18 protein-coding genes are annotated in these 24,147 nt (G+C 52.5%); 10 read left to right on the forward strand and 8 right to left on the reverse strand.

Going from position 1 to position 24,147, the window contains the following annotated elements; translation table 11 throughout:
- Positions 1-252: 252 nt before the first annotated feature.
- Positions 253-3,015, forward strand: coding sequence for a M16 family metallopeptidase (locus H8K43_RS03930; RefSeq protein WP_186902661.1), 2,763 nt, complete (start codon positions 253-255; stop codon positions 3,013-3,015).
- Between the two features lie 81 nt (positions 3,016-3,096).
- On the opposite strand, the gene H8K43_RS03935 is transcribed toward H8K43_RS03930, so the two are convergent.
- Complete coding sequence (locus H8K43_RS03935) at positions 3,097-4,161, reverse strand: 3-deoxy-7-phosphoheptulonate synthase (protein WP_186902662.1); 1,065 nt, start codon at positions 4,159-4,161, stop codon at positions 3,097-3,099.
- Positions 4,162-4,445: 284 nt separating this feature from the next.
- On the opposite strand from H8K43_RS03935, the gene H8K43_RS03940 reads away from it, so the two are divergent.
- From H8K43_RS03940 to H8K43_RS03950, 3 genes are all read left to right on the forward strand, one after another.
- The gene (locus H8K43_RS03940) at positions 4,446-5,279 is read left to right on the forward strand and encodes a phytanoyl-CoA dioxygenase family protein (protein WP_230403656.1); all 834 of its coding nucleotides are present in this window, start codon (positions 4,446-4,448) and stop codon (positions 5,277-5,279) included.
- Positions 5,280-5,318: 39 nt separating this feature from the next.
- Positions 5,319-6,254 carry an alpha/beta hydrolase gene (locus H8K43_RS03945; RefSeq protein ID WP_186902663.1) on the forward strand — a complete coding sequence of 312 codons (936 nt, stop codon included), beginning with the start codon at positions 5,319-5,321 and terminating at the stop codon, positions 6,252-6,254.
- 258 nt (positions 6,255-6,512) lie between these two features.
- On the forward strand, positions 6,513-7,259 hold the full coding sequence (locus H8K43_RS03950; RefSeq protein ID WP_186902664.1) for a substrate-binding periplasmic protein: 747 nt from the start codon (positions 6,513-6,515) through the stop codon (positions 7,257-7,259).
- Positions 7,260-7,301: 42 nt separating this feature from the next.
- On the opposite strand, the gene lysA is transcribed toward H8K43_RS03950, so the two are convergent.
- Positions 7,302-8,549 carry a diaminopimelate decarboxylase gene (gene lysA, locus H8K43_RS03955; RefSeq protein ID WP_186902665.1) on the reverse strand — a complete coding sequence of 416 codons (1,248 nt, stop codon included), beginning with the start codon at positions 8,547-8,549 and terminating at the stop codon, positions 7,302-7,304.
- 128 nt (positions 8,550-8,677) lie between these two features.
- On the opposite strand from lysA, the gene H8K43_RS03960 reads away from it, so the two are divergent.
- The 3 genes from H8K43_RS03960 to H8K43_RS03970 all read left to right on the forward strand — a co-directional run bounded on the left by H8K43_RS03960 (position 8,678) and on the right by H8K43_RS03970 (position 10,503).
- Positions 8,678-9,133, forward strand: a complete 456-nt coding sequence (locus H8K43_RS03960) for an Lrp/AsnC family transcriptional regulator (RefSeq protein ID WP_162021631.1) — start codon at positions 8,678-8,680, stop codon at positions 9,131-9,133.
- Positions 9,134-9,142: 9 nt separating this feature from the next.
- Positions 9,143-9,907: a transporter gene (locus H8K43_RS03965; RefSeq protein ID WP_230403658.1), complete on the forward strand. Its 765-nt coding sequence runs from the start codon at positions 9,143-9,145 to the stop codon at positions 9,905-9,907.
- Between the two features lie 74 nt (positions 9,908-9,981).
- On the forward strand, positions 9,982-10,503 hold the full coding sequence (locus tag H8K43_RS03970) for a peroxiredoxin family protein (protein ID WP_186902666.1): 522 nt from the start codon (positions 9,982-9,984) through the stop codon (positions 10,501-10,503).
- Positions 10,504-10,588: 85 nt separating this feature from the next.
- Here the strand turns inward: H8K43_RS03970 and H8K43_RS03975 are convergent, their stop codons facing one another.
- The 3 genes from H8K43_RS03975 to H8K43_RS03985 all read right to left on the reverse strand — a co-directional run bounded on the left by H8K43_RS03975 (position 10,589) and on the right by H8K43_RS03985 (position 14,978).
- Positions 10,589-11,710 carry a beta-ketoacyl-ACP synthase III gene (locus tag H8K43_RS03975; protein ID WP_186903017.1) on the reverse strand — a complete coding sequence of 374 codons (1,122 nt, stop codon included), beginning with the start codon at positions 11,708-11,710 and terminating at the stop codon, positions 10,589-10,591.
- A gap of 274 nt (positions 11,711-11,984) precedes the next feature.
- A complete protein-coding gene (locus tag H8K43_RS03980; RefSeq protein WP_186902667.1) occupies positions 11,985-12,614 on the reverse strand; it encodes a YitT family protein in 630 nt (209 codons plus the stop codon).
- 159 nt (positions 12,615-12,773) lie between these two features.
- Positions 12,774-14,978: a site-specific recombinase gene (locus H8K43_RS03985; protein ID WP_186902668.1), complete on the reverse strand. Its 2,205-nt coding sequence runs from the start codon at positions 14,976-14,978 to the stop codon at positions 12,774-12,776.
- Positions 14,979-15,320: 342 nt separating this feature from the next.
- On the opposite strand from H8K43_RS03985, the gene H8K43_RS03990 reads away from it, so the two are divergent.
- Both H8K43_RS03990 and H8K43_RS03995 read left to right on the forward strand, forming a co-directional pair.
- Positions 15,321-16,634, forward strand: a complete 1,314-nt coding sequence (locus H8K43_RS03990) for a hemolysin family protein (protein WP_186903018.1) — start codon at positions 15,321-15,323, stop codon at positions 16,632-16,634.
- A 371-nt stretch (positions 16,635-17,005) separates the two neighbouring features.
- On the forward strand, positions 17,006-20,662 hold the full coding sequence (locus H8K43_RS03995; RefSeq protein WP_186902669.1) for a sensor domain-containing phosphodiesterase: 3,657 nt from the start codon (positions 17,006-17,008) through the stop codon (positions 20,660-20,662).
- A 15-nt stretch (positions 20,663-20,677) separates the two neighbouring features.
- Here H8K43_RS03995 and H8K43_RS04000 read toward each other — a convergent pair whose 3' ends face one another.
- Together H8K43_RS04000 and H8K43_RS04005 are read right to left on the reverse strand one after the other, a co-directional pair.
- Positions 20,678-21,787, reverse strand: a complete 1,110-nt coding sequence (locus H8K43_RS04000; protein WP_186902670.1) for a 6-phosphofructokinase — start codon at positions 21,785-21,787, stop codon at positions 20,678-20,680.
- 39 nt (positions 21,788-21,826) lie between these two features.
- A complete protein-coding gene (locus H8K43_RS04005; RefSeq protein WP_186902671.1) occupies positions 21,827-22,687 on the reverse strand; it encodes an MBL fold metallo-hydrolase in 861 nt (286 codons plus the stop codon).
- 103 nt (positions 22,688-22,790) lie between these two features.
- On the opposite strand from H8K43_RS04005, the gene H8K43_RS04010 reads away from it, so the two are divergent.
- On the forward strand, positions 22,791-23,612 hold the full coding sequence (locus tag H8K43_RS04010) for a sulfite exporter TauE/SafE family protein (protein ID WP_268970395.1): 822 nt from the start codon (positions 22,791-22,793) through the stop codon (positions 23,610-23,612).
- A 132-nt stretch (positions 23,613-23,744) separates the two neighbouring features.
- On the opposite strand, the gene H8K43_RS04015 is transcribed toward H8K43_RS04010, so the two are convergent.
- Positions 23,745-24,038, reverse strand: coding sequence for a hypothetical protein (locus H8K43_RS04015; protein WP_186902672.1), 294 nt, complete (start codon positions 24,036-24,038; stop codon positions 23,745-23,747).
- Positions 24,039-24,147: the final 109 nt, after the last annotated feature.

Below are 24,147 nucleotides of genomic sequence, written 5' to 3' on the forward strand. Positions count from 1 at the left end.
CAGGAATACGGGTTTTGGTCACCAGTTCCACCTTTTCTTGTTGAATTTGTTATGCTGCATCTACGTTTTGTCTTATGTCTGGGACTTGAACAGAGCTGCTGCATCTGCAGTTGTGTCAGGGCTGGCAGTCGCATTGCCATCGCCGCCGCATCTTGCCGCAATGATTTTGCTGAAGTCCCCATCAAAACGAACATGCACGTATGCGTCAGAAATTTGCAGTGAATTTAACCGTTTATATGAAATGGAATCTCAATGAAACTCAAACCTATCTGTTTTGCTGTTGCTCTGGCTGTTAGCACTGCCGCCGCGATGCCAGCGATGGCTGCCGCGCCGAAAGCAGTTGCTGCCGCCACCGCTTATACCTCGGTTGAAGGCATTACTGAATACCGCCTCGCGAATGGCTTGCGCGTCTTGCTGGCCCCCGATGCGTCCAAGCCAACCACCACGGTCAATGTGACCTATCTGGTGGGCTCGCGTCATGAAAGTTATGGCGAAACAGGGATGGCCCATTTGCTTGAACATATGGTATTCAAAGGGACGAAAACCAGCGGCAATATCATGCAGGAATTGAGTAAGCGCGGTATGCAGTTCAATGGTACGACTTTCTATGACCGTACCAATTATTTTGAAACTTTCCCGGCCAGTGAAGATAATCTGCAATGGGCGCTGACTATGGAAGCGGACCGCATGGTCAACTCCAAAATTGCACGCGTTGACCTTGATACCGAATTCTCCGTCGTCCGCAATGAAATGGAAATGGGTGAAAACAATCCCTTCTCCGTTCTGTGGAAGCAGCTCAGTGCCGTTACCTTTGACTGGCACAATTATGGTCACAGCACCATCGGTGCACGCTCTGACGTGGAAGGCGTGAAGATCGATAATCTGCAAGCCTTTTACCGCAAATACTATCAGCCGGATAATGCGGTGCTGATGGTGGCCGGTAAATTTGATGCGCAGAAAACCCTGGCGCTGATAGAAAAAACTTTCGGTGCCATCGCCAAGCCAAAACGCGAGCTGACCACTACCTGGACCCGTGAAGCACCGCGTGATGGTGTACGTGAAGTCACCGTACGTCGTGTCAGCGATCAGCAATTAGCTGCCGTACTGTATCCAACTGCACCAGGCAGCCACGTTGATGCTGCTGCCGTCTCTGCATTGACCGAAATTATCGGTTCCTCGCCAAATGGCCGTCTGCATAAGCAACTGGTAGAAACCAAGCAAGCTGTGGGCGTTGATAATATCGCTTTCCAACTGGCAGAGCCTGGTTATGCGGTATTCCTGGCCAGCCTGTCCAAAGATCAGAATATGGAGCAGGCTAAGAAGACTTTGATCGAGACTGTGGAGGGCGTGGTCAAACAACCCGTAACCGAAGCAGAATTGAAATTTGCTAAAACCAATCTGCTGAATCAGCTGGAAAAAACCATCAATGACCCACAAAAATTGTGTGTCGCGATGTCGGAATCCATCGCCCTCGGTGACTGGCGTTTGTTCTTTATCGAACGTGACCGCATCGAAGCACTCACGATTGCCGATATACAGCGCGTGGCGCAAAACTACCTGAAGCCGGACAACCGCAGCTTTGGTCAGTTCCTGCCTGTAGCACAGCCAGACCGTGCAGAAATCCCGGCCGCACCGGATGTCGCGAAACTGGTCGATGGCTATAAAGGGCGTGCCACTGTCGCTGCTGGTGAAACCTTCGATGCCAGCCCGGCTAACATCGACAAACGCACCGAACGCCTGACGCTGGCGAATGGCGCCAAAGTCGCGCTGCTGGCCAAGAAAACCCGCGGCGAAACCGTCAATGGTCGCATGGTATTCCATTTTGGTGATGAAAACACCTTGTTTGGTCAGTCTGTACCCGCCGATCTGACCGCTGACATGTTGTTGCGCGGTGCGGGCAAATTGAGCCGTACTGAGATCGAAACTAAACTGGGTGAGCTCAAAGCCAAGCTCGATATCAAAGGCTCGGGTCAGAATCTGACTGTCAGCTTTGATACTGTGCGCGCTAATCTGCCAGCCCTGATGGATCTGATCCGCGATATATTGCGTGCCCCGACTTTCCCGCAAGCAGAATTTGACTTGCTGGTGAAGGAAAATGCAGCGGCGATCGAAGCGCAGAAAAACGAGCCTCAGGCAGTTGCCAGCCGTGCGTTAAATGCCTTGCGCAATGCGCCGTATAAGAAAGGCGATATTCGCTACACGGCAGATCTGGAAGACTCACTGGCCGCCTACAATGCAGCCAAACTGGACAGCGTAAAGAACTTCTACAAAAATTTCTACGGTGCCAGCGCAGCAGAAATCAGTCTGGTCGGTGATTTTGATGCTGCCGCAGTCAAGGCCAAACTGGCGTCTGTAGTGGGCGACTGGAAGAGCCCGTCCAGGTTCACCCGCGCACCTGATCTGAATGTCGATGCGGCTGGTCAGGCTAAATTGCTGGAAACACCGGATAAGGCGAATGCCTTCTACCTCGCAGCTTTGCCATTCCAGATGAATGATCAGGCCGCTGATTATCCAGCCCTGCGTCTGGCGAACTCGATATTGGGTGGTGGTATCAAATCTCGTCTGTTCAACCGTCTGCGTCAGAAGGATGGCATCAGCTACGGCGCTGGCAGTGGTTTGAACGTGCCTGCACTGGATAACAATGCGAGTGTCGCCTTGTATGCGATCTATGCACCGCAAAACCTGCAGAAATTGCAGAATGGCGTGAAAGAGGAACTTGCCTTGCTGATTAAAGATGGCGTGACGGCAGAAGAACTGGCTGATGCGAAAAAATCCATCGCTCAGGAAACCAATGTGCGCCGTGCCCAGGACCCTGCATTGGCGGGTGCCCTGCGTGGACAGCTGTACCTGAACCGTACAATGGCGTTTGAAGCGGAGATGGATGCCAAGCTGGCTGCGGTGACTTTGGAACAGGTGAATGCAGCGATCCGCAAATACCTGAAGCCGGACAGCTTCGCCCACTTTTACGCGGGTGATTTTGCCGGCGCTGCAAAGAAAGCGGCAGCAGCGAAGTAAGTTGCCCAAGACCGCCGCAGCTGGCGGTCTGAGCAAGAAAAAAGGCACCGGGTTTCCGGTGCCTTTTTTTGTATCAGCGACTTATTCAGCCTGCTTCTGACGCAAGCGTTCTGCAGCAGCGCGCAACATGCTGACCGTGGTATCCCAGTCGACGCAGCCATCCGTTACTGAACAGCCGTACTTGAGTTCGCTCAGATCGGCAGGAATAGCCTGATTACCGGCGACCAGATTCGACTCTATCATCACCCCCACAATAGACTGATTGCCATTGGCGATCTGGTTCACCACATCGGCCATGACCAGGGGCTGTAATTCCGGTTTCTTATAGCTGTTAGCATGCGAGCAGTCGACCACGATATTCGGTGCCAGCTTGGCTTTCACTAAAGCTTGCTGCGCCATTGCAACCGATACTGTGTCGTAGTTAGGACGGTCACCGCCACCACGCAATACCACGTGACCGTAAGGATTCCCGCTGGTACGCACGATCGCTACCCGGCCCTGACCATTCAAGCCGAGGAAGGAATGCGGATGGGAGGCTGACAGGATCGCATTGATCGCGATGCTGATGTCACCATCGGTACCGTTTTTAAAACCTACCGGTGTCGACAAGCCGGACGACATTTCTCTATGCGTTTGTGATTCGGTAGTACGGGCGCCGATTGCGGTCCAGGCGATCAGGTCACCCAGGTATTGCGGAGAAATCGGATCGAGCGCTTCAGTCGCTGTCGGCAAGCCCAGTTCGCACACATCGAGCAGGAAGCGGCGCGCTTTTTCCATGCCTTCATCGACACGGAAGGAATCATCCATATAAGGATCGTTGATATAGCCTTTCCAGCCTGTGGTGGTGCGTGGTTTTTCAAAATACACCCGCATCACCAGCAGCATCACGTCGCTGAGTTCTTCCTGCAGAGCTTTCAGGCGCCGCGCATAATCCAGACCCGCCACTGGATCGTGGATAGAGCAGGGGCCGACCACCACGAACAGGCGCGGGTCTTTGCGGTCCAGGATGGCGCGCAGGGTTTCGCGGCTTTTTTCTACGACATCGCCAGCCAGTTCGCTCAAAGGCAGACGGGCATGCAGTTCTTCCGGTGTCGGCATGGTGTCGAATGCGCTGACATTAATATTTTCTAAAGCGGCTTGAGTCATTGTTATTTCTTAAATGAGAGGTGAGTCTTAGGGCGATACGCTAAGTGTACTAAAGCAGGTCCCGGGCAATTGCGGGACTGCATGGGCGACGGGGGTGGTGTCGCCGGGCTTAGTTCCGGATAGGATGTAGCGCGTCAGCCGAATAAATCGCTGTTTATTATGACGCAAAATCCTGTTGCGCTGCAAAACCCGCCATTTTCCTGGTTTTACCCGTCCTGTTGTTGATCTGCGTAAGAAGATCTGTTCCGGTATGCCGCTGCTGTACGTGGCACAATGGCATTCTTTTGGATCGTCAGCACAGCCAGGTTTGCCACACCTTGCCACTGCGTCTGTCCTTGGTATTTTACAAAGCGATAGTGAATATGTTGAGCAGTCTACAAATCCAGACCTTTCAGGATCAGGGTTATCTGATTTTACCCGGGCTGGCGGGTTCCGATTTTTGTGAACAGGTATTGGCCTATGCGCAGCAGGCGGTACAGCAACAGAGCCAGCCTGTCGAGTACGAAGCAGACACCCGTTACCCGGGTGCTCCGGCATCACGCGATGCAGAAGGCGGGCTGACTTCGCGTCGCCTGTTACAGGCCTATGCGCGCGATCCTTTGCTGGCAGAATGGGCGACCGGCGCTGCGCTGAGTCAGCCCTTATTGCAGTTATTAGGGGATGGTGCTTTGCTGTCGCAGGCTCACCATAACTGCATCATGACCAAGCAGCCACAGTATTCAACCGCAACCGGCTGGCATCGTGACAGCCGCTATTGGGGCTTTGCACGTGCAGAACTGGTGTCTGCCTGGCTGGCTCTGCGCAATGAGACGATACAGAATGGCTGTCTGCTGGTGATTCCAGCTTCGCACCGCTGGAAGGTGCAGCCGGAACAGCTCGATGCCGCTCAGTTCCTGCGCAGTGACGTGGAACAGAATCAGGCCTTGCTGGCGCAGGCAGTGCCTGTGCCTTTGCAACAGGGCGACGTCTTGCTGTTCCATAGTAATTTGTTCCACGCTGCGGGCAAAAACCATACCGCGCAGACGAAGTTTTCTATGGTGTTCACTTACCGCGCTGCTGATAATCCACCACAAGCCGGTAGCCGTTCCGCCAGCCTGCCTGAGATTACTTTGGTCTGAGTTGCGCTGAATTGCATAGGCGATCAAACAGGGGAATTCATGTCGGAATACAGTGTGGGGCGCTATGCCAGACGATGCGCTGCAGTCACCGTTCAATTCGCTGCTTGTTTGCCGCTGATGGTGGCGAGCAGCCAGGCGGCAGCACAAACACAGCCCTGGCATACCTTTACTGCCTGTGGTGGTTTGCAGTTTGATTTTTTGCCAGCTGCTGGCAGCGGCGCGAAAGCCGAGACTGCAACAGCACCTGCACCGCTGGTACTGGTGGTGCATGGCGGTGGCTGGAGTAGTGGTTCGCGTGAGGATTATCACGGATTACAGAGCTGGCTTAGTCAGCAGGGACTGGCCTCACTCAGCATTGATTACAGACTGGCTCCAGCCGCGAGGTTTCCCGCGCAGGCAGAGGACACGCGTTGCGCTCTGCAGTGGGTACAGCAACAGGCACCGGCCTTAGGCATACAGTCTCAGCGGCTGGCTGGCTTTGGTATTTCAGCGGGTGCGCATTTGCTGGCGCTGACTGCGCTCCAGACGCCGATGGTGCAGCCCTCAGCAAAAAAAACAGCAGCTTTACGTTGCGTGGTTTTGCATGGTGCGCCTACTGACTTACTGGCCTGGTGGCGCAGTTCTCCGGACGATATGAGCAGGCCCATGTCCCAGCGCCGGATGTTGATGCAGTTGTTTGGGCAGGGACCGGAGCGCGCTGAGACGGAAGCAGCTTATCGCGCCGCCAGTCCGCTGTATCACTTGAAAAACCTCAGTTTAGGTTCTGGCGGGCCGCGCTGGCTATTACTACATGGCGAACAGGATGTGACTGTGCCCGTACAGCAAGCACAACGATTTACCGATGCCATCAAGGCAGCCGGTGGGCAGGCTGAGCTGCTGCGTTTGCCGGACACCGGTCATATCGGTTTTGGCACGCATGACCGACTGGTCGCCGCGCGTGTCAGTCGTTTTTACCAGGACTGTCTGAAAAAATAGGAAAAAAAAGCGACATTTACTCTTTTGTTGCTGAAAAAAAATTATCGTAAAAAAATGTTTCTGTGTCAGAATCGGGCAAATATATTAGTTCTTATTGACATGTAAATTGTGTATACCTTTTTTTTGCTTGTCGCCAGAGCTTGATATTGCAGGCGAGTAGCTGGTACGTCTGCATCCGACTAACCCTGCTTGTGAACCAGAATGCGACCCGGTAATTTTTTCCGTTTTTTGAATCAAGTGGTATTGCCATACAGTGTCATGTTGACTGTAGCATTTTTACATCAGGACGTCACAGCACAACCCGGTATACGTCTGCCCGTCCCGGTTTTTATGCAGGAAATGATGGATGCAAAAGGCCAGGCCCCGAAGATGACGCGGATGGAGAATTTTCTGGATTTCGCTGCGATCAGTGAAAATCTGCAATTACAGCCTGTGTTCTATCCATGGCGTCGTGCCATCAGTAAAGCGGCAAACGGTGAGGGTTTGATTTTCGGCATGGCGCGCAATAAGCAAAACGAAAAAAATTTCCATTTTTCCCTGCCTGTGCATAGCCGTTACTTTTTTCTTGTGACCCGCGCCGATGCTCAATTCCCTTTTCATGATTGGAATGATCTGAAGGGAAAGAGTGTAGGTGTTCCGCGCGGCGCTCAATTCAATGAGGCTTTCGAAGCGCATCAGGATAAGCTGTTTCGCCTGGAACAGGACAGCCCGGAGCCCTTGTCCCGGATTTACAAGCTACTGTTTAAGCGTATGGATGCCGCCGTGTTTGCCAGTCCGGTAAAGAATCCAAAAATGCTGGAAAACCGTTTGCAGACTTTGCGCGAAGAGCATAAGGGGGGCTTGCCACAAATTGATGATGTGGAACTTGCGGTCTTACCCAATCCCTTGATGACGGAAAATCTGCATTTCGCGATTCGTTCAGACAAGGACGACGGCGTGATCGGGCAATTGAATGACGCGATACTGCGTGCGCGCAAAGCGGGCATCCTGGAAGATATCCGCTAACTTCAACTGACTCGGCATGCCGCCCTTACTATTAGCGGCAACTCAAAGTTCCAGCGCGATCAGTTCCTGTACTGTCTGGCGACGCCGGATCTGGCGTATCTGTGTGCCATCGACCAGTACTTCCGGTATCAGTGGACGCGAATTATAGTTGGATGACATCGAGGCACCATACGCACCGGTGTCATGAAACACGAACAAATCACCGATTTCGCTGGCAGGCAAATCCTGGCTGGTCACAACACCACCATCCTCCTGAGTGAACACATCACCCGACTCACACAAAGGACCCGCAACGACGGTAGGACGCAGTTCACTAGTACGTGCCTCACCTTGAGCTGTGAGCACGCTGATCTGATGGTAGCTGCCATACATCGCTGGACGCGCCAGATCATTGAAGCCAGCATCCACCAGAGCAAAGAAATTATTGCCTACCTGTTTTTGTGCGCGTAATTCTGCGATTAGCAAGCCAGATTGCGCGACCAGGAAACGGCCGGGTTCGATTTCCATACTGATGCGATGACCCAGATGTGCCTCTATCTGCATTCTGGCCTGATTCCATAATTCGAAGTAGTGGTTGGTATCGACGATGGCTTCCCCTGCGCGATACGGTATCGATAAACCGCCACCGACCGAGATCGCCTGAATATCGCAATCGAGTAATTTGACCTGAGCGATCATTGCATCGCATACGCTTTGCAAATGGCTGTAATCCACGCCGGAACCGATATGCATATGCAAGCCGACCAGTTGCAAACCATATTGCCTGATCAGGCTCAGCGCTGCCGGTAATTCTTCAAACCAGATGCCATGCTTGCTTTGTTCACCGCCGGTATTGGTTTTGCGGCTGTGACCATGACCAAAGCCGGGGTTAATCCTTAACCAGACCGGATGGCCGGGATGAGCCTGCCCCAGTTGTTCCAGCATCTGCGGTGAGCCACAGTTGACCGGGATATTCAATTCCACCACGCGGCGTAAAGCCTGACGATCCAGCAGATCGGCGGTAAATACGATAGGCGCATGTCCGGCATCACCAGCTTGCAGCGGTGCATAACCAGCCGCCAGTGCGCGTTCCACTTCACCCAGTGAGACAGAATCAACCAGCACACCTTCTTCGCGCATCAGGCGTAACAAGTGAATATTGCTGGAGGCTTTCTGGGCAAAGCGAATCACGTCAAACTGTTTCAGACGCGCGATCTGGGAGCGGATAACGCTGGCGTCATAGGCCCAGCAAGGGGTCTGGTAGGTGCTGGCGATTTCTGCAATCTGGCTGGGTGTGATGTGGTGGCTCATGGCTGCTTTCCGGGGCTGAACTTAGTGTAAGCTCTACTTTAACAAGCACACTTGTGACTCTGAATAGGTATTCATCAGTAAAATGATGGAATCCCTGTGCAATCAATGGAAATTTCACGGAAACGCTTATGAATTCCAAGATCGATCAGTTTGATCATAAAATTTTACTTTTATTGCAACAAGATGCGCGTATTTCCCATGCGGAAATTGGCCGTCAGGTGCATTTAAGTCAGCCTGCGGTTTCTGAGCGCATCAAGCGTCTGGAAGCTTCAGGCGTGATACGTGGCTACAAGGCCGATATCAACCCACGCGCGCTGGGTTACCAGATCACCGCCATGATACGTGTCTCTACCCAGCAGGGACGGCCTTACGCCCAATATGTGGCAAACTGCCCGGAAATCATAGATTGCTATACTGTGACTGGCGAAGATGGTTGTGTGATGCGCGTGCTGGCCAGTGATGTCGAACATTTACAGCGCATCATCAATGAATTAAACGCGTTTGGTTCCACCTCAACGGCCATTGTACTGACGACCCATGTGGCAGGAAAAACCATTACTCCACCTCAGATCGCTAACCACTGAAAGCCAGCTATGCGTATCAGAAATGCTCAATTCCCTGTCATCAGCCTGTTACTGGCCGCTGTGCCCATGGTCTGTGTCGCTGAAGACGAGCCGATTTCACCGTATCGGCCGTCGGTATCCAATTCTGCTCAGTTACCCGCAGTGGGACAATTAGAGCTGGAGCTGGGCATGCTGACTGCCAGCAGCGATAGCCGGCGGCAAAGTCTGCCGTATCTGATGAAGCTGGCCTGGTCAGAGCAATGGGGTGTATTGCTCGGCGGTGAAGCCAGAATACGCAATACACAAGCCGGAGTGCTGGAACAGGGTGTGGGTGACACCAACCTGGTGCTCAAGCGCGCCTTTATCATGAATAAGGAAACCGCATTCGGACTGGAGCTCAGCGTGAAATTGCCGACGGCTGGTTCTGTGCTCGGTTCCGGTCAGCGTGATTATGGCCTCAACAGTATTTACAGCCAGGATCTGGGCGACTGGCATGTTGACAATAACCTCAATGCGACGCGCCTGGGTGTTTGCGATCCCGGTACTTCATGCTGGCAAACTGGCTTGTCCTCGGCCTGGACGTATAGTCTCAGCGATAAAACCAAATTGCTTGGGGAATGGTCAGGTACCCAGCGCCGTGGAAGCAAGCCGCAATCACAAATCCTGCTGGCAGCCAGCTACAGTCCAACACCGCGCCTGAGTTTCGATCTTGGCGTGACTAAGGGCATGAGCCAGACCGCTAACAACTGGACCTGGTTTACAGGTGTTGTCGTGCCGCTGGCTAAACTGTTCTGAGTCAAGCTCGCAATCTGCGCAACTCGTATAATAGTCAGCCTTGCTTAGCGTTTTATTCATACACCGGATACCCTATGTTGGAACCTTCTTCTCCCCGTAAATTGAAAATTTTTATCGTGATCGCGGTACTTGCGCTGGCTGTGCTTGGGATAGTGCTGGTGAAATCGGGTTCCGCCAAAGCTGTGATGCCTGAAGTGAGTTTCACCAATCTGAAAGGTGAAAAAATCAGCACACAAAGCCTGCGTGGCAAGGTGGTCATGGTGAATTTCTGGGCGACTTCCTGTACTACCTGCATCGCGGAAATGCCGGAGATGGTGAAGACCTATCAGCGTTTTCATACGCAGGGTCTGGAGTACATCGGCGTGGCTATGAGCTATGATCCGCCGAATTATGTGATCAATTATGCGGAAACCCGTCAGCTGCCGTTTCATATTGCGCTGGATACCAATGGCGGTATTGCGCGCGCTTTCAATGATGTGAAGCTGACGCCGACCACCTATGTGATAGGCAAAGATGGTGTGATCCTCAAGCGTTATGTGGGACAGCCTTCTTTCGAGGAATTGCATCAATTGCTGGAGCAAGCTTTAAAGGTCTGAACCGGATTGCCAGCCTTACTGGGCGCCCGAAAGTAAAAATGCCGCGATGTTGTTCGCGGCATTTTTTTTGCTGGAAGTGTTGCGATCAGCGTTTTTTGACGACGACGCAGCCTATGGAATAACCAGCACCAAAAGAGCAGATCACACCGAGCTGACCACGGTCCAGATTTTCCTGGTGTTTGTGGAAAGCGATGATAGAACCCGCCGATGAGGTATTGGCATAGGTATCGAGGATAGTCGGCGATTCTTCCGCAGTCGCATCGCGACCCAGGATCAGACGTGCGATCAGCAGGTTCATGTTCAGATTCGCCTGATGCAGCCAGAAACGCTTCACATCGGTGATTGCCAGGCCAGATTGCTGCACCGTGCTGGTAATCATTTCTGCGGCCATAGGACAGACATCCTTGAATACTTTACGGCCTTGCTGGCGGAACAGTTTATCGGACTTGCCGACACCGCTTTCATCAGCGCGGTTTAAAAAGCCGAAGTTATTGCGTATGTTGTTGGAGAACGAAGTTTTGAGCTTCAGACCGACGATTTCAAACTGATTGTCAGAGCTGGCCAGATCAGCACGTTCGAGCAGAATCGCGGTACAGGCATCGCCGAAAATAAAATGGCTGTCGCGATCACGCCAGTTCAGATGGCCACTGGTTATTTCAGGATTCACGACCAGCACGGCACGGGCCTGGCCGGACTGAATCGCAGTCACTGCCGCCTGAATACCAAAGGTGGCTGATGAGCAGGCCACATTCACGTCATAGCCATAACCATCAATCCCGAGTGCGCTCTGGATTTCGACTGCCATCGCCGGATAGGCGCGCTGCATATTCGATGCGGCGCAGATGACTGCATCGACATCAGCGGCAGTGCGGCCTGCATTTTGCAAAGCCTGGGTAGCCGCAGCGACGGCCATTTCACACATGATGGAAGGCTCTTCATCGCTGCGCTCAGGCAGCACCGGTACCATACGGTTCACGTCCAGTACACCGGATTTATTCATCACATAGCGGGATTTAATGCCGGACGCTTTTTCGATAAAGGCGACGCTGGATTCTTCCAGTGCTTTCACGCTGCCGTCCGCGATTGCTGCCGCGTGTTCCGCATTGAATTGATTGACGTAGGCATTGAAGCAGGCGATCAGTTCTTCGTTGGAGATGGATTCGGAAGGTGTGTACAGGCCGGTGCCGCTGATGACGACTGGGTGCATCGCTGGATTCATCGTGTTCTTTCTGTGTCCGGACACCGTGAGTCGTCGCTGTTGGCCGCTGTGGCATGCGCAGGCTGACTGGCTGATTGTGCCCTTGAGTTGTACGGAGGTTGCGCAAAATGCGCGACGTTGTCGCTCAATTCTACACAGAAACCTTCTTTGTTTTACTGTCATTTTCCAGAAATAGAGTGCTTGTTCCAGAAAATTCTGAATCTGATTTTGTTGCAATGCAGCATGCGGAAGCTGATTGACAGTATCAATCTACTCCGCCGATTTATACCGCCATATAGCGGCCCGGCCTGTGATTCAGACTGATCGCCAGATTCAAGGCGAAAGCGCCCAGCACTGATGCCAGCAAGGCGACTGGCGTGACCACGCTCAGCGAAGCCAGTACGATGCAAAGATCTACGCCCATTTGCAACTTACCCGCACGTATGCCCCGGCTTTGTTGCAGATACAGCGCCAGGATATTGATACCGCCCAGACTGGCCTGATGGCGAAACAACACAATAAACCCCACACCCATCAACAATCCGCCCATCAGTGCCACATAAAATGGCGTGACCAAATTGCTGTCGAGCAGATGTAGTAAGCGCGGATGCAGACCAGACAATAGCGACACCAGCGCCACCGAGCAAAAGGTTTTCAAGGTGAATTTCCAGCCCATGCGCTTCCAGGCCAGATAGTAGAAGGGCAGGTTGATGACAAAAAATACCGTACCAAAACTGAGCCCTGTGCGGTAATGCACCAGAAACGCTAAACCTGCGGTACCGCCAGTCAGTAAGCCAGCCTGATTGAATAGCGCAACGCCGAGTGAAACAAACAGGGTGCCGGTCAGTATCGCCAGTATGTCTTCGAGCACGGTGTGCGGCACAAAACGGCGGGATAAGGGGGGTGCCGACATAGGGAGGTGGGCAAAGCCTGCTGTGCGCTAGGGAAGGTCTATTGTAGGTGGCGCAGCAGTCGCTGTTCTGCCCTTAGGACGCAGGATTGCGCTGCATCAAGCGCACTGTCCTGAATAAAAAGGCGTCTGACCACAATGCGGGTGGTCAGACGCCTGTTTTTACAGCAGCGATTGCTGACGCGCTGGAGTAGTGGATTCCGCTGTGTCGCCCTTGTTTGCCGGCTGTTCTTCGCCAGTGCTTGCCTGATCAGCAGCTTGCTTGCCAGCTTCAGGCAGGGCGTTGAAGCTTGGCTCGGTGCGATGCTCGTCCCCGGTAGCAGGGGCAGATGTCAATGCATCGCATTCATCTGCTGCAGGCTGCCCGGTTTCTGCTGCTGGTTGTGGTGCTTTTTCAGGCAGAAAAAAGTCACGCGCACCGGTTCTGAAGCGACGCCATAGCAAGCCCAGCAAATGACTGCCTTTGCCAAAACTGACGCGGCGCGACCGCAAGGCCACCAGCAGGGCCAGGCTGAAACTCACACCCAGATTGACCAGGCCGATCAGCAGGATGCTCAGCAAGGTGTACAGTATCAGGTGCCAGTCCATCTGATGTTCCAGTCCGACCAGTGCAAACGCGAAGTTGGCACTGGAAAAAGTGATATGCCGTATATCGACTGGCAAACCAAAGAACTGACCGAACTGGCCGATAGAACCCAGCATGATGCCGAAGAAGAAATTCCCTGCCAGTGCACCCAGATTATTGCCTATGTATTCGGTCACGCGCTGTAATCTGGCTTCGCCCAGCACCGCACGCAGCCAGCCTAGTTGTCGCAGGCGGGCGGGGATGTGCGCATAGCTGGCCTTGTTATCGTAGTAGCCGGAAATTAGTCCCGATAAAAACAGACAAACCCCGGCTATTGCCGCGTGCGGCAGGGCCAGACTATGCAGCGGGTCCAGATCATGCAGTAAGTGCTGCGCCTTTTCCGGGCTGACCAGATGGTTGCCGCTCACCCCGTACCAGAGCCAGGCAATGATGTAGGCAGTTGGCATGGCTAATCCGATATTGCCGACTATCGCAATCAGTTGTGAGCGGACGACTTTGACGATCAGTTCAACCAGTTCATCCAGCTTTTGTTTGCCTTCATCAATCGCACGCGCGATTAGCGCGGCCGTCATGGCAGGCTGTTTGGTGGCAATCGTATAGTGCAGCACATGGACCAGCATGAAGCCGGATGAATAGTTCAGGCTGTACAGCAAGGCATAGCCAAATGGCGCCATGCTCATCGCACCGAACAGTATTTTGATCAGGGCCATGAAGCCGACGATAAAGCCAGCCCCCAGCGCTGAATGCAACATGCCCAGCCATTCAGCGCGGGTATTGGTCACATAATGCTCGCCGCTTTTACCGGCCCTTTCTGTGACTTGCAAGGACAATAGTTCGGTATTGCTTTGCATGAGCTCGCGCAAGCTGTGTTGCTTATTATCTGCACAGACTAATTCCTTAAACAGCGGAATGCTGATGTCTATGGTTTGCGTGGCATCCTGGCTATCGAGTATGGCCAGCAAGGTGCGCAGACGGTCCATACTTTGGGTCAGGCGCAACAGGAGCCGGGTCAGACTGATGGAGACACCGGTGACAGCGGCAGTTTTGCGAATGCGCAGCACGATGTCTTCGCATTGGGTCAGCAGTACTTCCATCTGACGGCAATCTTCACGGGCTTGACTGCGGTCCATCAGCCAGCCGCGATATGCCAGCACATAGTCATTGATCTCGTCATTCTGGCGCAGGAAGGGGGATTCAAATTTCTCTATCGCCGGATAATTGCGTACCAGTTCTGCTTCCAGACCGATGGTGGTGATACGGTAAGACAGTACCTGCACCGCATTCAAAACTTCATTGGTCAGTGCCGCATGGGTAGCGCGTGGTGTGCGTGCGCGTAAGCCGGTGCTGAGTATCAGATCATGCCAGACCGAATTGGCAACCCCATTCACCCACAGATAATCTTTGGGATGATGGAAGATCTGACCGAAGATGTCTTTGACATAATCATCATTGATTAATGGTGGCAGCATGCGGTTAACGATGCGGGTCGCGGCTGCACCCCAGAAGCCGTTGTTGAGGGTGATGCCGGTATCGGTCAGCAAGTGCACCAGTTTGCGTTTGCCGATCAGGTTAATCAGATATTGGCGTAAAGCCAGGCGCCAGCTTCTGTGCTGGCGTAGCACGAAGCACAGCGCGCGTACATTATCGGTGGCACGCTGCACATCAGCGATGCGTTCAGGGCGCAGCGCTGCGATCAGCGCGCGCGCATGAAGTAACTCCTTGCACTGCACATCTTGTTGCAGCGCCTGTTCTATCTCTGTCAGTATGATGTCAAAAGACATAGCTACTCCTTCTCAGATGGTCAGAGGATGTTCCTGATGCGCACAGTACGGCGGTATTCCGCCTTACTTGCTGTATTCATCCATGCAGAATACCTTGCAGCAAAGAATTGTCTGTTGAATAAGCAGGTTTGTAACGTATTTTGCAGGCTTTGTCATGCGGCTTTACCGGATTTGACTTGGCAGCCGCAGGTCGGGCTGCATGTGGAGGTTCAAGAATCATCTGGTATTCAGACCTGTTTCTTGTAGGAAAAGTTCCTAATCGTACAGAAAACCGCCTTATGCGTATGCAAATGCTGCCAATTTAGTCTACAGTAGCGTGGTGTTCATTCTGAGAGTATGGCGTTGAATAATTTATTGCTGGTCATTGCTGCTTTTTTTCTGGTTCTGTTAAATGGCTTTTTCGTTGCTGCAGAATTTGGTCTGGTCAAGCTGCGGCAGACAAGGGTGCGCAGTATTGCGAGAAGCGCGGGATTCCGCGGCCGCTTATTGGCAACCGTACACCAACATCTGGACACCTACCTGTCCGCCTGTCAATTGGGGATCACGCTGGCCTCGCTGGGGCTGGGCTGGATCGGTGAACCTGCTTTCGCGCGGCTGCTTGAGCCGCTGTTCGCACTGGCCGGTGTCACTTCTCAGGAATTGATACATGGCGTCTCATTTTTCTTCGCCTTCTTTGTCATTTCCTTCCTGCATATCGTCGTCGGTGAACTGGCGCCGAAATCAATGGCGATCCGCATGCCGGAAAAAGTCTCGCTGTGGACTGCGCCGGCTTTGTATGCGTTTTACTGGGGCATGTTCCCTGTCATTTGGGCGCTGAATAAGAGTGCCAACAAAGTCTTAAGCTGGCTGGGGCTGGATGCTTCCCATGGTGGCGATGCGCATTATTCTCCGGAAGAACTGAAGCTGATCCTGCGCGGTGGACATGATGGTGATAAGGAAACCCGCGATGAATGGAGCATCATGGCGCAGGTCTTGGATTTTGGTGGCCTGGAAATCTCCGACCTGATGCGCCCAATTAATGAAGTTGCAGCGATGTATAAGTCTGCCACGCTGGAAGAAAACATGGCGACTGCCATGCGCAACCGTTTCAGCCGTTATCCGTATTTCGATGAAGATGAAAAAACCGTCTTAGGCATGTTGCACATGAAAGACTTGTTTCTGGCACAGCAAGCCGGTAAGCCTTTGGATGACCTGAGCAAGCATTTGCGTCAGGTCGAATATGTACCGCCAACGATGCCTGCGCTGGAATTATTTCGTCGCTTCCGTAAAGGCGCACCGCATTTCGCGATTGTCGGGCATAAGGGCAGCAAGCCGGTCGGCTTTCTGACCCTGGATAATCTGCTGGGTGCATTGGTCGGGCAAATACGCGATGAGTTCCGTCAGAATGAAAATGACTGGACACTGTTGGATGACGGCACCCTGATCGGTAAAGGCAGCCTGCCTTTATATACGCTGGGCATGGCGCTGGGCTTCGATCTCGATAATGATGAGGTGGAGTCTATCGGTGGTTTGATCATGCAAAAACTTGGCGATTTACCGACCGAAGGGCAGAAAATTGTATTCGAACGTTTCGATGCCGTTGTTAAAAAAATGAATGGACCCCGTATCGTGCTGGTTCGTATTCATCCTAAGCTGGATCAGGAACTCAGCACCTGATGCCTTGCTAGCAGGCTGTGGATAGCGTCAAACATCCACAGCCGGCCGCGCTGAGCTGCCTTAAGCGCTGCTCAGCGCCTTAGCCGCCCTTCCCAACTGGCTTTCCATACAGCCTAAAGCTTTCCTCGCTTTCCCAATTGATTTGCCTTATCTAAGCGCGCACAAAGCTGATCGTCAATGAAAACAATTGTTTCCTTTGGGAATTATTTATCCTTGCGTGCCTGAGTCTTGTTGTCTAAGTCTGACACTTGATTGACAATGGGCAATAAGTCTTCGGTATTTCCTAAAAGTATTTGTTGCGCGAACTAAGATAGTAAAGGGCCGTTCATGCATATGTCGCGCCCTGCCATCGCGAACCTGAGGATAGTGGAATGATTGCTGACCAGAGTTTATCTGTCTTTACCCGTAGCTTCTGGCTGACGCTGGTGTCATTTGCGCTGTTCGCGCTGGCTTTTGTGTTTTATTTCCAGGCGGAAAAGCAGATTGATCGTATCAATGAAAACCGGTTTTTATCGCATGATTTATCGGAAGAGCTGTTACAGACTTCGGATGATTTAACCCGCATGGTACGTAGTTATGTAGTTACCGGTGATCTGACCTATAAAAATTACTATTTCTACATACTGGATGTGCGTGAAGGAAAGCGACCACGCCCCGCTACCGGCCGGCATAGTTTTTGGGATCTGACACCGGGAGAAAGCGCACATCAGCACACAGTGGCCAGTAGTGGTATTCCTTTGATGCAATTGATGCAAAAGGCTGGCCTCAGCGAACAGGAATTCAAGCAGCTTGAGCTGGCAAAAACCAATTCAGATATCCTGACCAAGATAGAGCGCGAAGCGATGTATCTGGTTGAAAATCCAGGACCCTATGTAGACCGCAGCCGCGACCGTGCGATACGGATGTTACATGATGAGGCCTATCGTGCTGCCAAGTTTTCTATCATGCGCCCTATCGAAGAAGCGCATGATCTGATGGAGCATCGCTTGCAACAGGCACTGGTGGATGCAGAAAAATATTCTGACCAACTGCGTCTTTTGTTTGTGCTGATAGGTTTTGTCACAGTTGGCTTGTTGTGGCACGCATACCGCTCATTGTCGCGGGTATTGGGGGCGAATGTCAGTGCCGTGCATTCCAGTCTGGTCAGTCTGAGCAAGGGCGAGTTTGAACAGCCTGCGACAGAAGCGAGCTATCACCGTGACAGTGTGATGGGGTGGATCCAGGTTACCCAGAACAAGCTGGCACAGATACAACAGCAGAAGAATGCAGAAGAACAAAAAAATCAACGCATCAATCAATTGTATCTGGCGCTCGCACAATGCAATCAGTCGATACTGCGCATCACTGAACAGCAAGATCTGTTTCCGCGTATTTGTCGTGATGCGGTGATATTGGCTGGACTGAAGATGGCATGGATTGCGATTTACGACAAAAAGCAGAATCGATTCTTTGCACCCGCCTGGTTTGGCGTCGGCGTGGACGATATTGAGTACAACCAGTTCTTTCAGAGTGAACAATCGGGACAGAGTCACTTATTGCAAACGCAGGCATTTACCTCTAATCAGCCGGTATGGTGTCAGGATTTGAGCGACCCTGCATTGCCGCTTGAAATGCGCGTATTAGCACAGCGTCATGGCTGGGGTTCTGCGGCAGTGCTGCCTTTGTCTACGCATCAGCAAGTGGTCGGAACTTTCAATCTCTATGCAGAGTCCCAAGGTGCATTTGATGAGGTAGTGCAGACTTTGTTATCCGAGTTCGTGATTGACGTAGGCCATGTATTAAACCGTTTCGAACTGGAAGCGGAAAAACAGCATGCCTTGCAGATGGAAGAATTGCGCAGCTTTATGCTGGAGAAAATTACCGCAGCAATCAGCTTGTCTGACTTGTTTCGGGATGTGGTGTTAAAAGTGGAAGCCATGCTTCCGGAATCTATTTGTTCTGTGTTGTTGCTCGATAGTGACGGAGTCAGCATCAAAACAGGCGCAACCCCAAATTTGCCGGATTTTTATAGTAATGCGATTCAGGGTGTGCATGTTGGCCCCGGCGTTGGCTCTTGCGGTAACGCGATCGCGACCGGTCAGAGAACTATCGCTGCCGATTTGTCTACCCATCCCTATTGGAAAGATTATTGGCCGCTGGCAGAAAAAGCTGGTTTGCGTGCTTGCTGGTCTGAGCCAATTTTTTCTTCTGCCGGTCAGCCCATAGGTGCGTTTGCGATTTATCATGAAGAAGTGCGGGAACCTTCTGAGTTTTCTTTGCAGTTGCTGGAAATGGCGGCAGGTCTGATTGCTATTGGCATAGAGCGCAAACAATCTGGTGATGCCTTGCGCAAGTTGTCGCAGGCAGTGGCACAGAGTTCAAATGCCATTATGATTGTCGATGAGCGTATACAAATTGAGTATGCCAATACCTGCTATTTGCAGAATGTAGGCATGACGCTGGAGCAGGTAAAGGGACAAAAACCCAGTATCCTGAGGTCAGGTAAGACAGCAACGGCGACGTATGTGGAAATGTGGGATTGTTTGAAACGCGGTGAAAGCTGGAAAGGCGAGTTAATCAATCGTTATGCGAATGGGGTGGAGCATGTTGATTTGACGCATATCTCTCCTATCCGCGATGAACACGGCGTGGTGACCCATTTTCTCGCGATACAGGAAGACATCACCGATAAGAAAAAAAACGATGAACGTATCCGTCACCTGGCGCATTATGATGCGCTGACCGGTTTGCCGAACCGAACTCTGCTGGAGGAAAAAGCCCGTGTCGCATTGAGGATCGCAGAAAGAAATCAAGAAAAAATTGCTTTGATGTTTCTCGATCTGGATCACTTTAAGGATGTAAATGATACGCTGGGACACAGCATCGGCGACGCCATGTTGATTGACCTGGCTGGACGCCTGGCCGGGAATTTGCGGGAAGATGATGTGGTATCGCGGCTGGGCGGGGATGAGTTCATCATTTTGCTCACGAATATCAATGAACATAAAGTAGAGAAAGTGGTGCAAAAGATGATCGATGTGGTCAGTGCACCATTCACGATAAACGGCTTTGAACTCAATGTCACGCCATCGATAGGTATCGCCATGTATCCATGTGACGGGCGGGATTTGGAAACCTTGTCGCGGAACGCAGATGCAGCGATGTATATGGCGAAGCACTCTGGCCGCAACACTTTCCGTTTCTTCACGCAAGAGATGCAGGATCGCTCATTACGACACCTGGAACTGGTGAATGCCTTACGCCATGCCTTGAGCCTGAATCAGTTTGAACTGCATTATCAGCCGCAAATTTCTTTGCACAGTGATCAGGTGATCGGTGCAGAAGCCTTATTACGCTGGCGTCATCCGGTATTAGGCATGGTTTCACCAGCTGAATTCATTCCGGTCGCAGAAGAAAGCGGCATGATATTAGAAATCGGTGAATGGGTGATGCGCACCGCGGTCAATCAGCTGCGTGACTGGCGCGCACAAGGGATGCAAGACATGCTGATGGCTGTGAATTTGTCGGCAGTTCAGTTCCGCCATAAAGATTTGCCGGAGATGGTTGCCAGAATACTGCACGAAGCGGCGGTGCCGCCATCTTGTCTGGAACTTGAACTGACCGAGAGTGTGGCCATGCATGAACCGCTGGCGGCAATCGCTATCATGAATCAGTTACATGAGCAGGGCGTCAGAATGTCTATCGATGATTTCGGTACCGGCTATTCTTCACTCAGCTATCTGAAACAATTCAAAGTGTATAAGCTGAAAATTGACCAGTCCTTTGTGCGTGACATTAACAGTGATCCTGAAGATAAGGCTATCGTCAGCGCTGTTATCAGTATGGCGCGCAATCTGGGGCTGATGACGATAGCAGAAGGCGTGGAGACCCAGGAGCAACTCGCTTTCTTGCAGCAGCATGCCTGTGATGAAGTACAGGGTTATTTCTACGCCAGACCGCTTCCTGCATTGCAGTTTGCAGAATTCATGCAGCAATGGAAGCTGCCCGAGTCTGCTATCACCAGCGGTCAGCTCAGTAAGCTGCACTGAGACTGAGCCACCAGCTCAGTCGCCCAGGCAGATGCCCAGATCGCGCGCGGTCTGCAAGGTATCGCTGTCGGCCGGTACGGCCTTCATGCGGCCTGCCACTTCTGCCAGTGGTACATAATTCACGTTTGGAAAAGCTAAGGCCACCATCACGCCGGACATATCCTGTTCCAGCGCACGTACTGCTGCTGCACCGAAGCGCAATGCAGACACGCGGTCAAACGCAGTCGGACTGCCACCACGCAGTAAATGTCCGAGCACCACAGCACGGGCTTCCTTGCCTGTGCTGGCCTGCAGCTTATGCGCCAGTTGTTCACCTATGCCTCCCAGACGCTCCACATAACCGGCGCTGGCTGCTTGTTGTACTTCGCGTTGTCCTTGTATGGTTGTGGCGCCCTCGGCTGCCAGGACGATGGAATAATGATGACCAGCCTGCTCTCTGGCGATCAGAAAATCACTCAGCTTAGTATTGTCGTAAGGAATTTCGGGCAGCAGTATGGCATGTGCATGGCTGGCCAGGCCGCTGTGCAGAGCGATCCAGCCAGCATAACGTCCCATCACTTCGACTACCATGATGCGCTGGTGTGCCGATGCCGTGCTGTGCAATCTGTCCACGCATTCCGTGGCGAAGGCGACCGCGGTATCAAAACCAAAAGTAGTAAAGGTTTTATCCAGATCGTTGTCTATGGTCTTGGGAACGCCGATCACTCGCAGCCCCTGTTCATGCAAGGCATTCGCAATCGTCAGCGTGCCATCTCCGCCGATGCAGATCAGCGCATCAATTTGATGCTCTCTTAAAGCACGGTGTATGTCCGGTGTACGGTCGCATTCCTGCACGCTGCCATCGGGCATGGTGGTCGGATAGTGCAGCGGATTGCCATGATTAGTGGTGCCGAGTATGGTGCCGCCCAGATGGGAAATTTGTTCCACCATCTGCGTGCTGAGCGGGATGATGCCATCCTGCGGATAGCGGTCCGGCCGCAGGATGCCATTGAAACCTTCACGGATACCAAAGCATTCCCATCGGCGCTGATGTGCAGCTTTGACGACCGCATGGATCACCGCATTTAAGCCGGGCGCATCACCGCCACCGGTACTGATTGCGATACGGCGAATGGCAGAGTTCATGCTGATTTCCTTCTTCCCTAAGACTGATTTAAAACTGATTCAAAACTGATTGAGCGGTATTTTTAAATAATGCACGCCATCCGATTCCGCCGGAGGAAAGGCACCCGCGCGGATATTCACCTGTACCGATGGCAGTAAGAGGGCTGGCATGTCGAGGCCTGCATCGCGTTGCTGCCGCATTTGTACAAAGTCTGTTACGCTGATGCCATCCCTGATGTGGATGTTATGTGCTTTTTGCTCAGCCACTGTGGTTTGCATGCTGATGGCACGGCCAGCCGGTGGATAATCATGGCACAGGAACAGGCGCGTCTCAGCGGGATAGCTCAGCAGTTTCTGTATTGACTGATACAGCTGATGTGCGTCGCCACCCGGAAAATCACAGCGCGCTGTACCCACATCAGGCATGAACAGGGTGTCACCAACAAAGATCGCATCGCCTATCTGATACGCCATATCTGCCGGTGTGTGACCCGGTACCGCCAGCGCCCGGCAGCTCAGGCGGCCTATATTAAAAATCGATTGATCTTCAAACAGCACATCAAACTGACTGCCATCGATGGCAAATTCCGGTTCGAGATGAAAGATGGTTTTGAAGGCTTGCTGAACCTGGCCTATGCGTGCGCCGATGGCGATTTGTCCACCCGCTTGCGTACGCAAATAAGCTGCGGCTGACAGATGATCTGCATGGGCATGGGTTTCCAATATCCAGCGCAATTGCAGTTTGTGTTCACGCAGGAAGCTGAGCAGCAGGTCCGCATTCGTGGTCTTTGTACGTCCTGATTTGGCATCATAATCGAGTACGGGGTCGATAATGGCGGCAGTGCCCCCTTCCTCATCAAACACGAGATGGGTCGCAGTACCTGTCTGCGTATCGTAGAAGCTGTGTATGTGCGCAGCCATAGCGAGGTTTGCCTGAAAATAAGAATGTCAACTATCATAACAAAGTTGTGCCATTTGCCAATTGCTTTGTTCGCGGGCAAGCGGCCTGTTTTTAGGAGACACCTTGTTGCTATTTACTGAATTCACTGCACAGATCATCGCTGCCTGCATCGGGCTGTTGATCGGTCTGGTCATGGGGCTGACCGGTGCCGGTGGTGGCATGCTGGCGGTTCCTGCTCTCGTCTATAGCCAGGGATGGAGCATGCAGCAGGCAATGCCAGTGGCGTTACTGGCAGTGACCACTGGTGCACTGATTGGCAGTGTTGAAGGCTTCAGCAAAGGGCTGGTCCGTTATCGTGCCGCAATTGTGATGGCACTGGCCGCTGCTGTGCCTACCTGGCTCGGTGTACAACTCGCACATCGGTTGTCGCAAACCTGGCTGATGGGAACATTCGCACTGGTCTTGCTGTTGGCGGCAGCACGTCTGACGATGCAACTGAAGCAGGACGAAGCTGGGGCGGATAATAAAACGGCACTGGCGCGTGTTAATCAGCAAACCGGACGTTTTGACTGGACCGCAGGAACCGGCGCACTGATTGCGTCTATCGGCGGTGTGGCCGGGTTGATGACTGGCTTACTGGGAGTGGGTGGTGGTTTTATCATTGTGCCCATGCTCAGGCAATTCACCAATCTGAGTATGCATGGCGCGGTCGCAACTTCGCTGTTTTTTATTTCTCTGGTCGGCAGTATGGGGGTGGGATCGGCACTGATGCACGGTGTGCAATTACCCTTGGTCTTATCTGCAGTATTTGTCACTGCAACCATAGTGGGCATGTTATTCGCACGCCGCCTGATTAGTTATTTACCGTCGCGCATCGTGCAGCAGGGATTTATTGTTTTGATGTGTAGTGTCGCTGCCAGTCTGCTGTGGCGTGCTGCTCACTGATGACGCCCGGCGTTCCCCATTCATACGCAGTGATCGCCGGCGTAAACGGAAAGCCTTAATGTGGCCGCTTGCTGAGCTGAGTTGTCAGGTCAGGCAGGGATGGCGTAGCGCTGGATGAAATCTAAACGCAATTCAGCCTTTCACTGAAATACCCAGCAGCGCAGTACCGCTGGCACTCAGATCATTGGCGCGGCGGCCTGAAGTTTTGCGTCTTCCCTGCGCTTTACGGGTATTGAGCAGAATTGCACTTTGTACCCCCCGTCTGTCCTGTTGTCTGCGGTTTGTCGTGCGTCTTTCAGTCTGTGGCCAGTCGTTTTGTTGTTTGTTGTTATCATGTGGCCCTTTATTTGTATGGCTTGCAGCGGTGTCCGGTGCATGTTGCTCCAGTGTGTGCCTGAGTGGCAGCATGGGTTTTAGCGGAATCATGGTGTTCTCACGAGGATGAGCCTGCGGTGATGCTGCTAACGATAGCCTCAGCTAAAACTTGAGCGAATAGTGTAAAACATGGTTAATTTGTGTAAATATCTCACTATGT

This window comes from Cognatundibacterium curvum, assembly GCF_014284235.1.
GTDB lineage: Bacteria > Pseudomonadota > Gammaproteobacteria > Burkholderiales > Burkholderiaceae_D > Undibacterium > Undibacterium curvum.

Coding starts and splice junctions, on each gene's coding strand:
- H8K43_RS03930 (WP_186902661.1), top strand. CDS start 253: ATGAAACTCAAACCTATCTGTTTTGCTGTTGCTCTGGCTGTTAGCACT.
- H8K43_RS03935 (WP_186902662.1), bottom strand. CDS start 4,161: ATGACTCAAGCCGCTTTAGAAAATATTAATGTCAGCGCATTCGACACC.
- H8K43_RS03945 (WP_186902663.1), top strand. CDS start 5,319: ATGTCGGAATACAGTGTGGGGCGCTATGCCAGACGATGCGCTGCAGTC.
- H8K43_RS03950 (WP_186902664.1), top strand. CDS start 6,513: ATGTTGACTGTAGCATTTTTACATCAGGACGTCACAGCACAACCCGGT.
- lysA (WP_186902665.1), bottom strand. CDS start 8,549: ATGAGCCACCACATCACACCCAGCCAGATTGCAGAAATCGCCAGCACC.
- H8K43_RS03960 (WP_162021631.1), top strand. CDS start 8,678: ATGAATTCCAAGATCGATCAGTTTGATCATAAAATTTTACTTTTATTG.
- H8K43_RS03965 (WP_230403658.1), top strand. CDS start 9,143: ATGCGTATCAGAAATGCTCAATTCCCTGTCATCAGCCTGTTACTGGCC.
- H8K43_RS03970 (WP_186902666.1), top strand. CDS start 9,982: ATGTTGGAACCTTCTTCTCCCCGTAAATTGAAAATTTTTATCGTGATC.
- H8K43_RS03975 (WP_186903017.1), bottom strand. CDS start 11,710: ATGCACCCAGTCGTCATCAGCGGCACCGGCCTGTACACACCTTCCGAA.
- H8K43_RS03980 (WP_186902667.1), bottom strand. CDS start 12,614: ATGTCGGCACCCCCCTTATCCCGCCGTTTTGTGCCGCACACCGTGCTC.
- H8K43_RS03985 (WP_186902668.1), bottom strand. CDS start 14,978: ATGTCTTTTGACATCATACTGACAGAGATAGAACAGGCGCTGCAACAA.
- H8K43_RS03995 (WP_186902669.1), top strand. CDS start 17,006: ATGATTGCTGACCAGAGTTTATCTGTCTTTACCCGTAGCTTCTGGCTG.
- H8K43_RS04000 (WP_186902670.1), bottom strand. CDS start 21,787: ATGAACTCTGCCATTCGCCGTATCGCAATCAGTACCGGTGGCGGTGAT.
- H8K43_RS04005 (WP_186902671.1), bottom strand. CDS start 22,687: ATGGCTGCGCACATACACAGCTTCTACGATACGCAGACAGGTACTGCG.
- H8K43_RS04015 (WP_186902672.1), bottom strand. CDS start 24,038: ATGATTCCGCTAAAACCCATGCTGCCACTCAGGCACACACTGGAGCAA.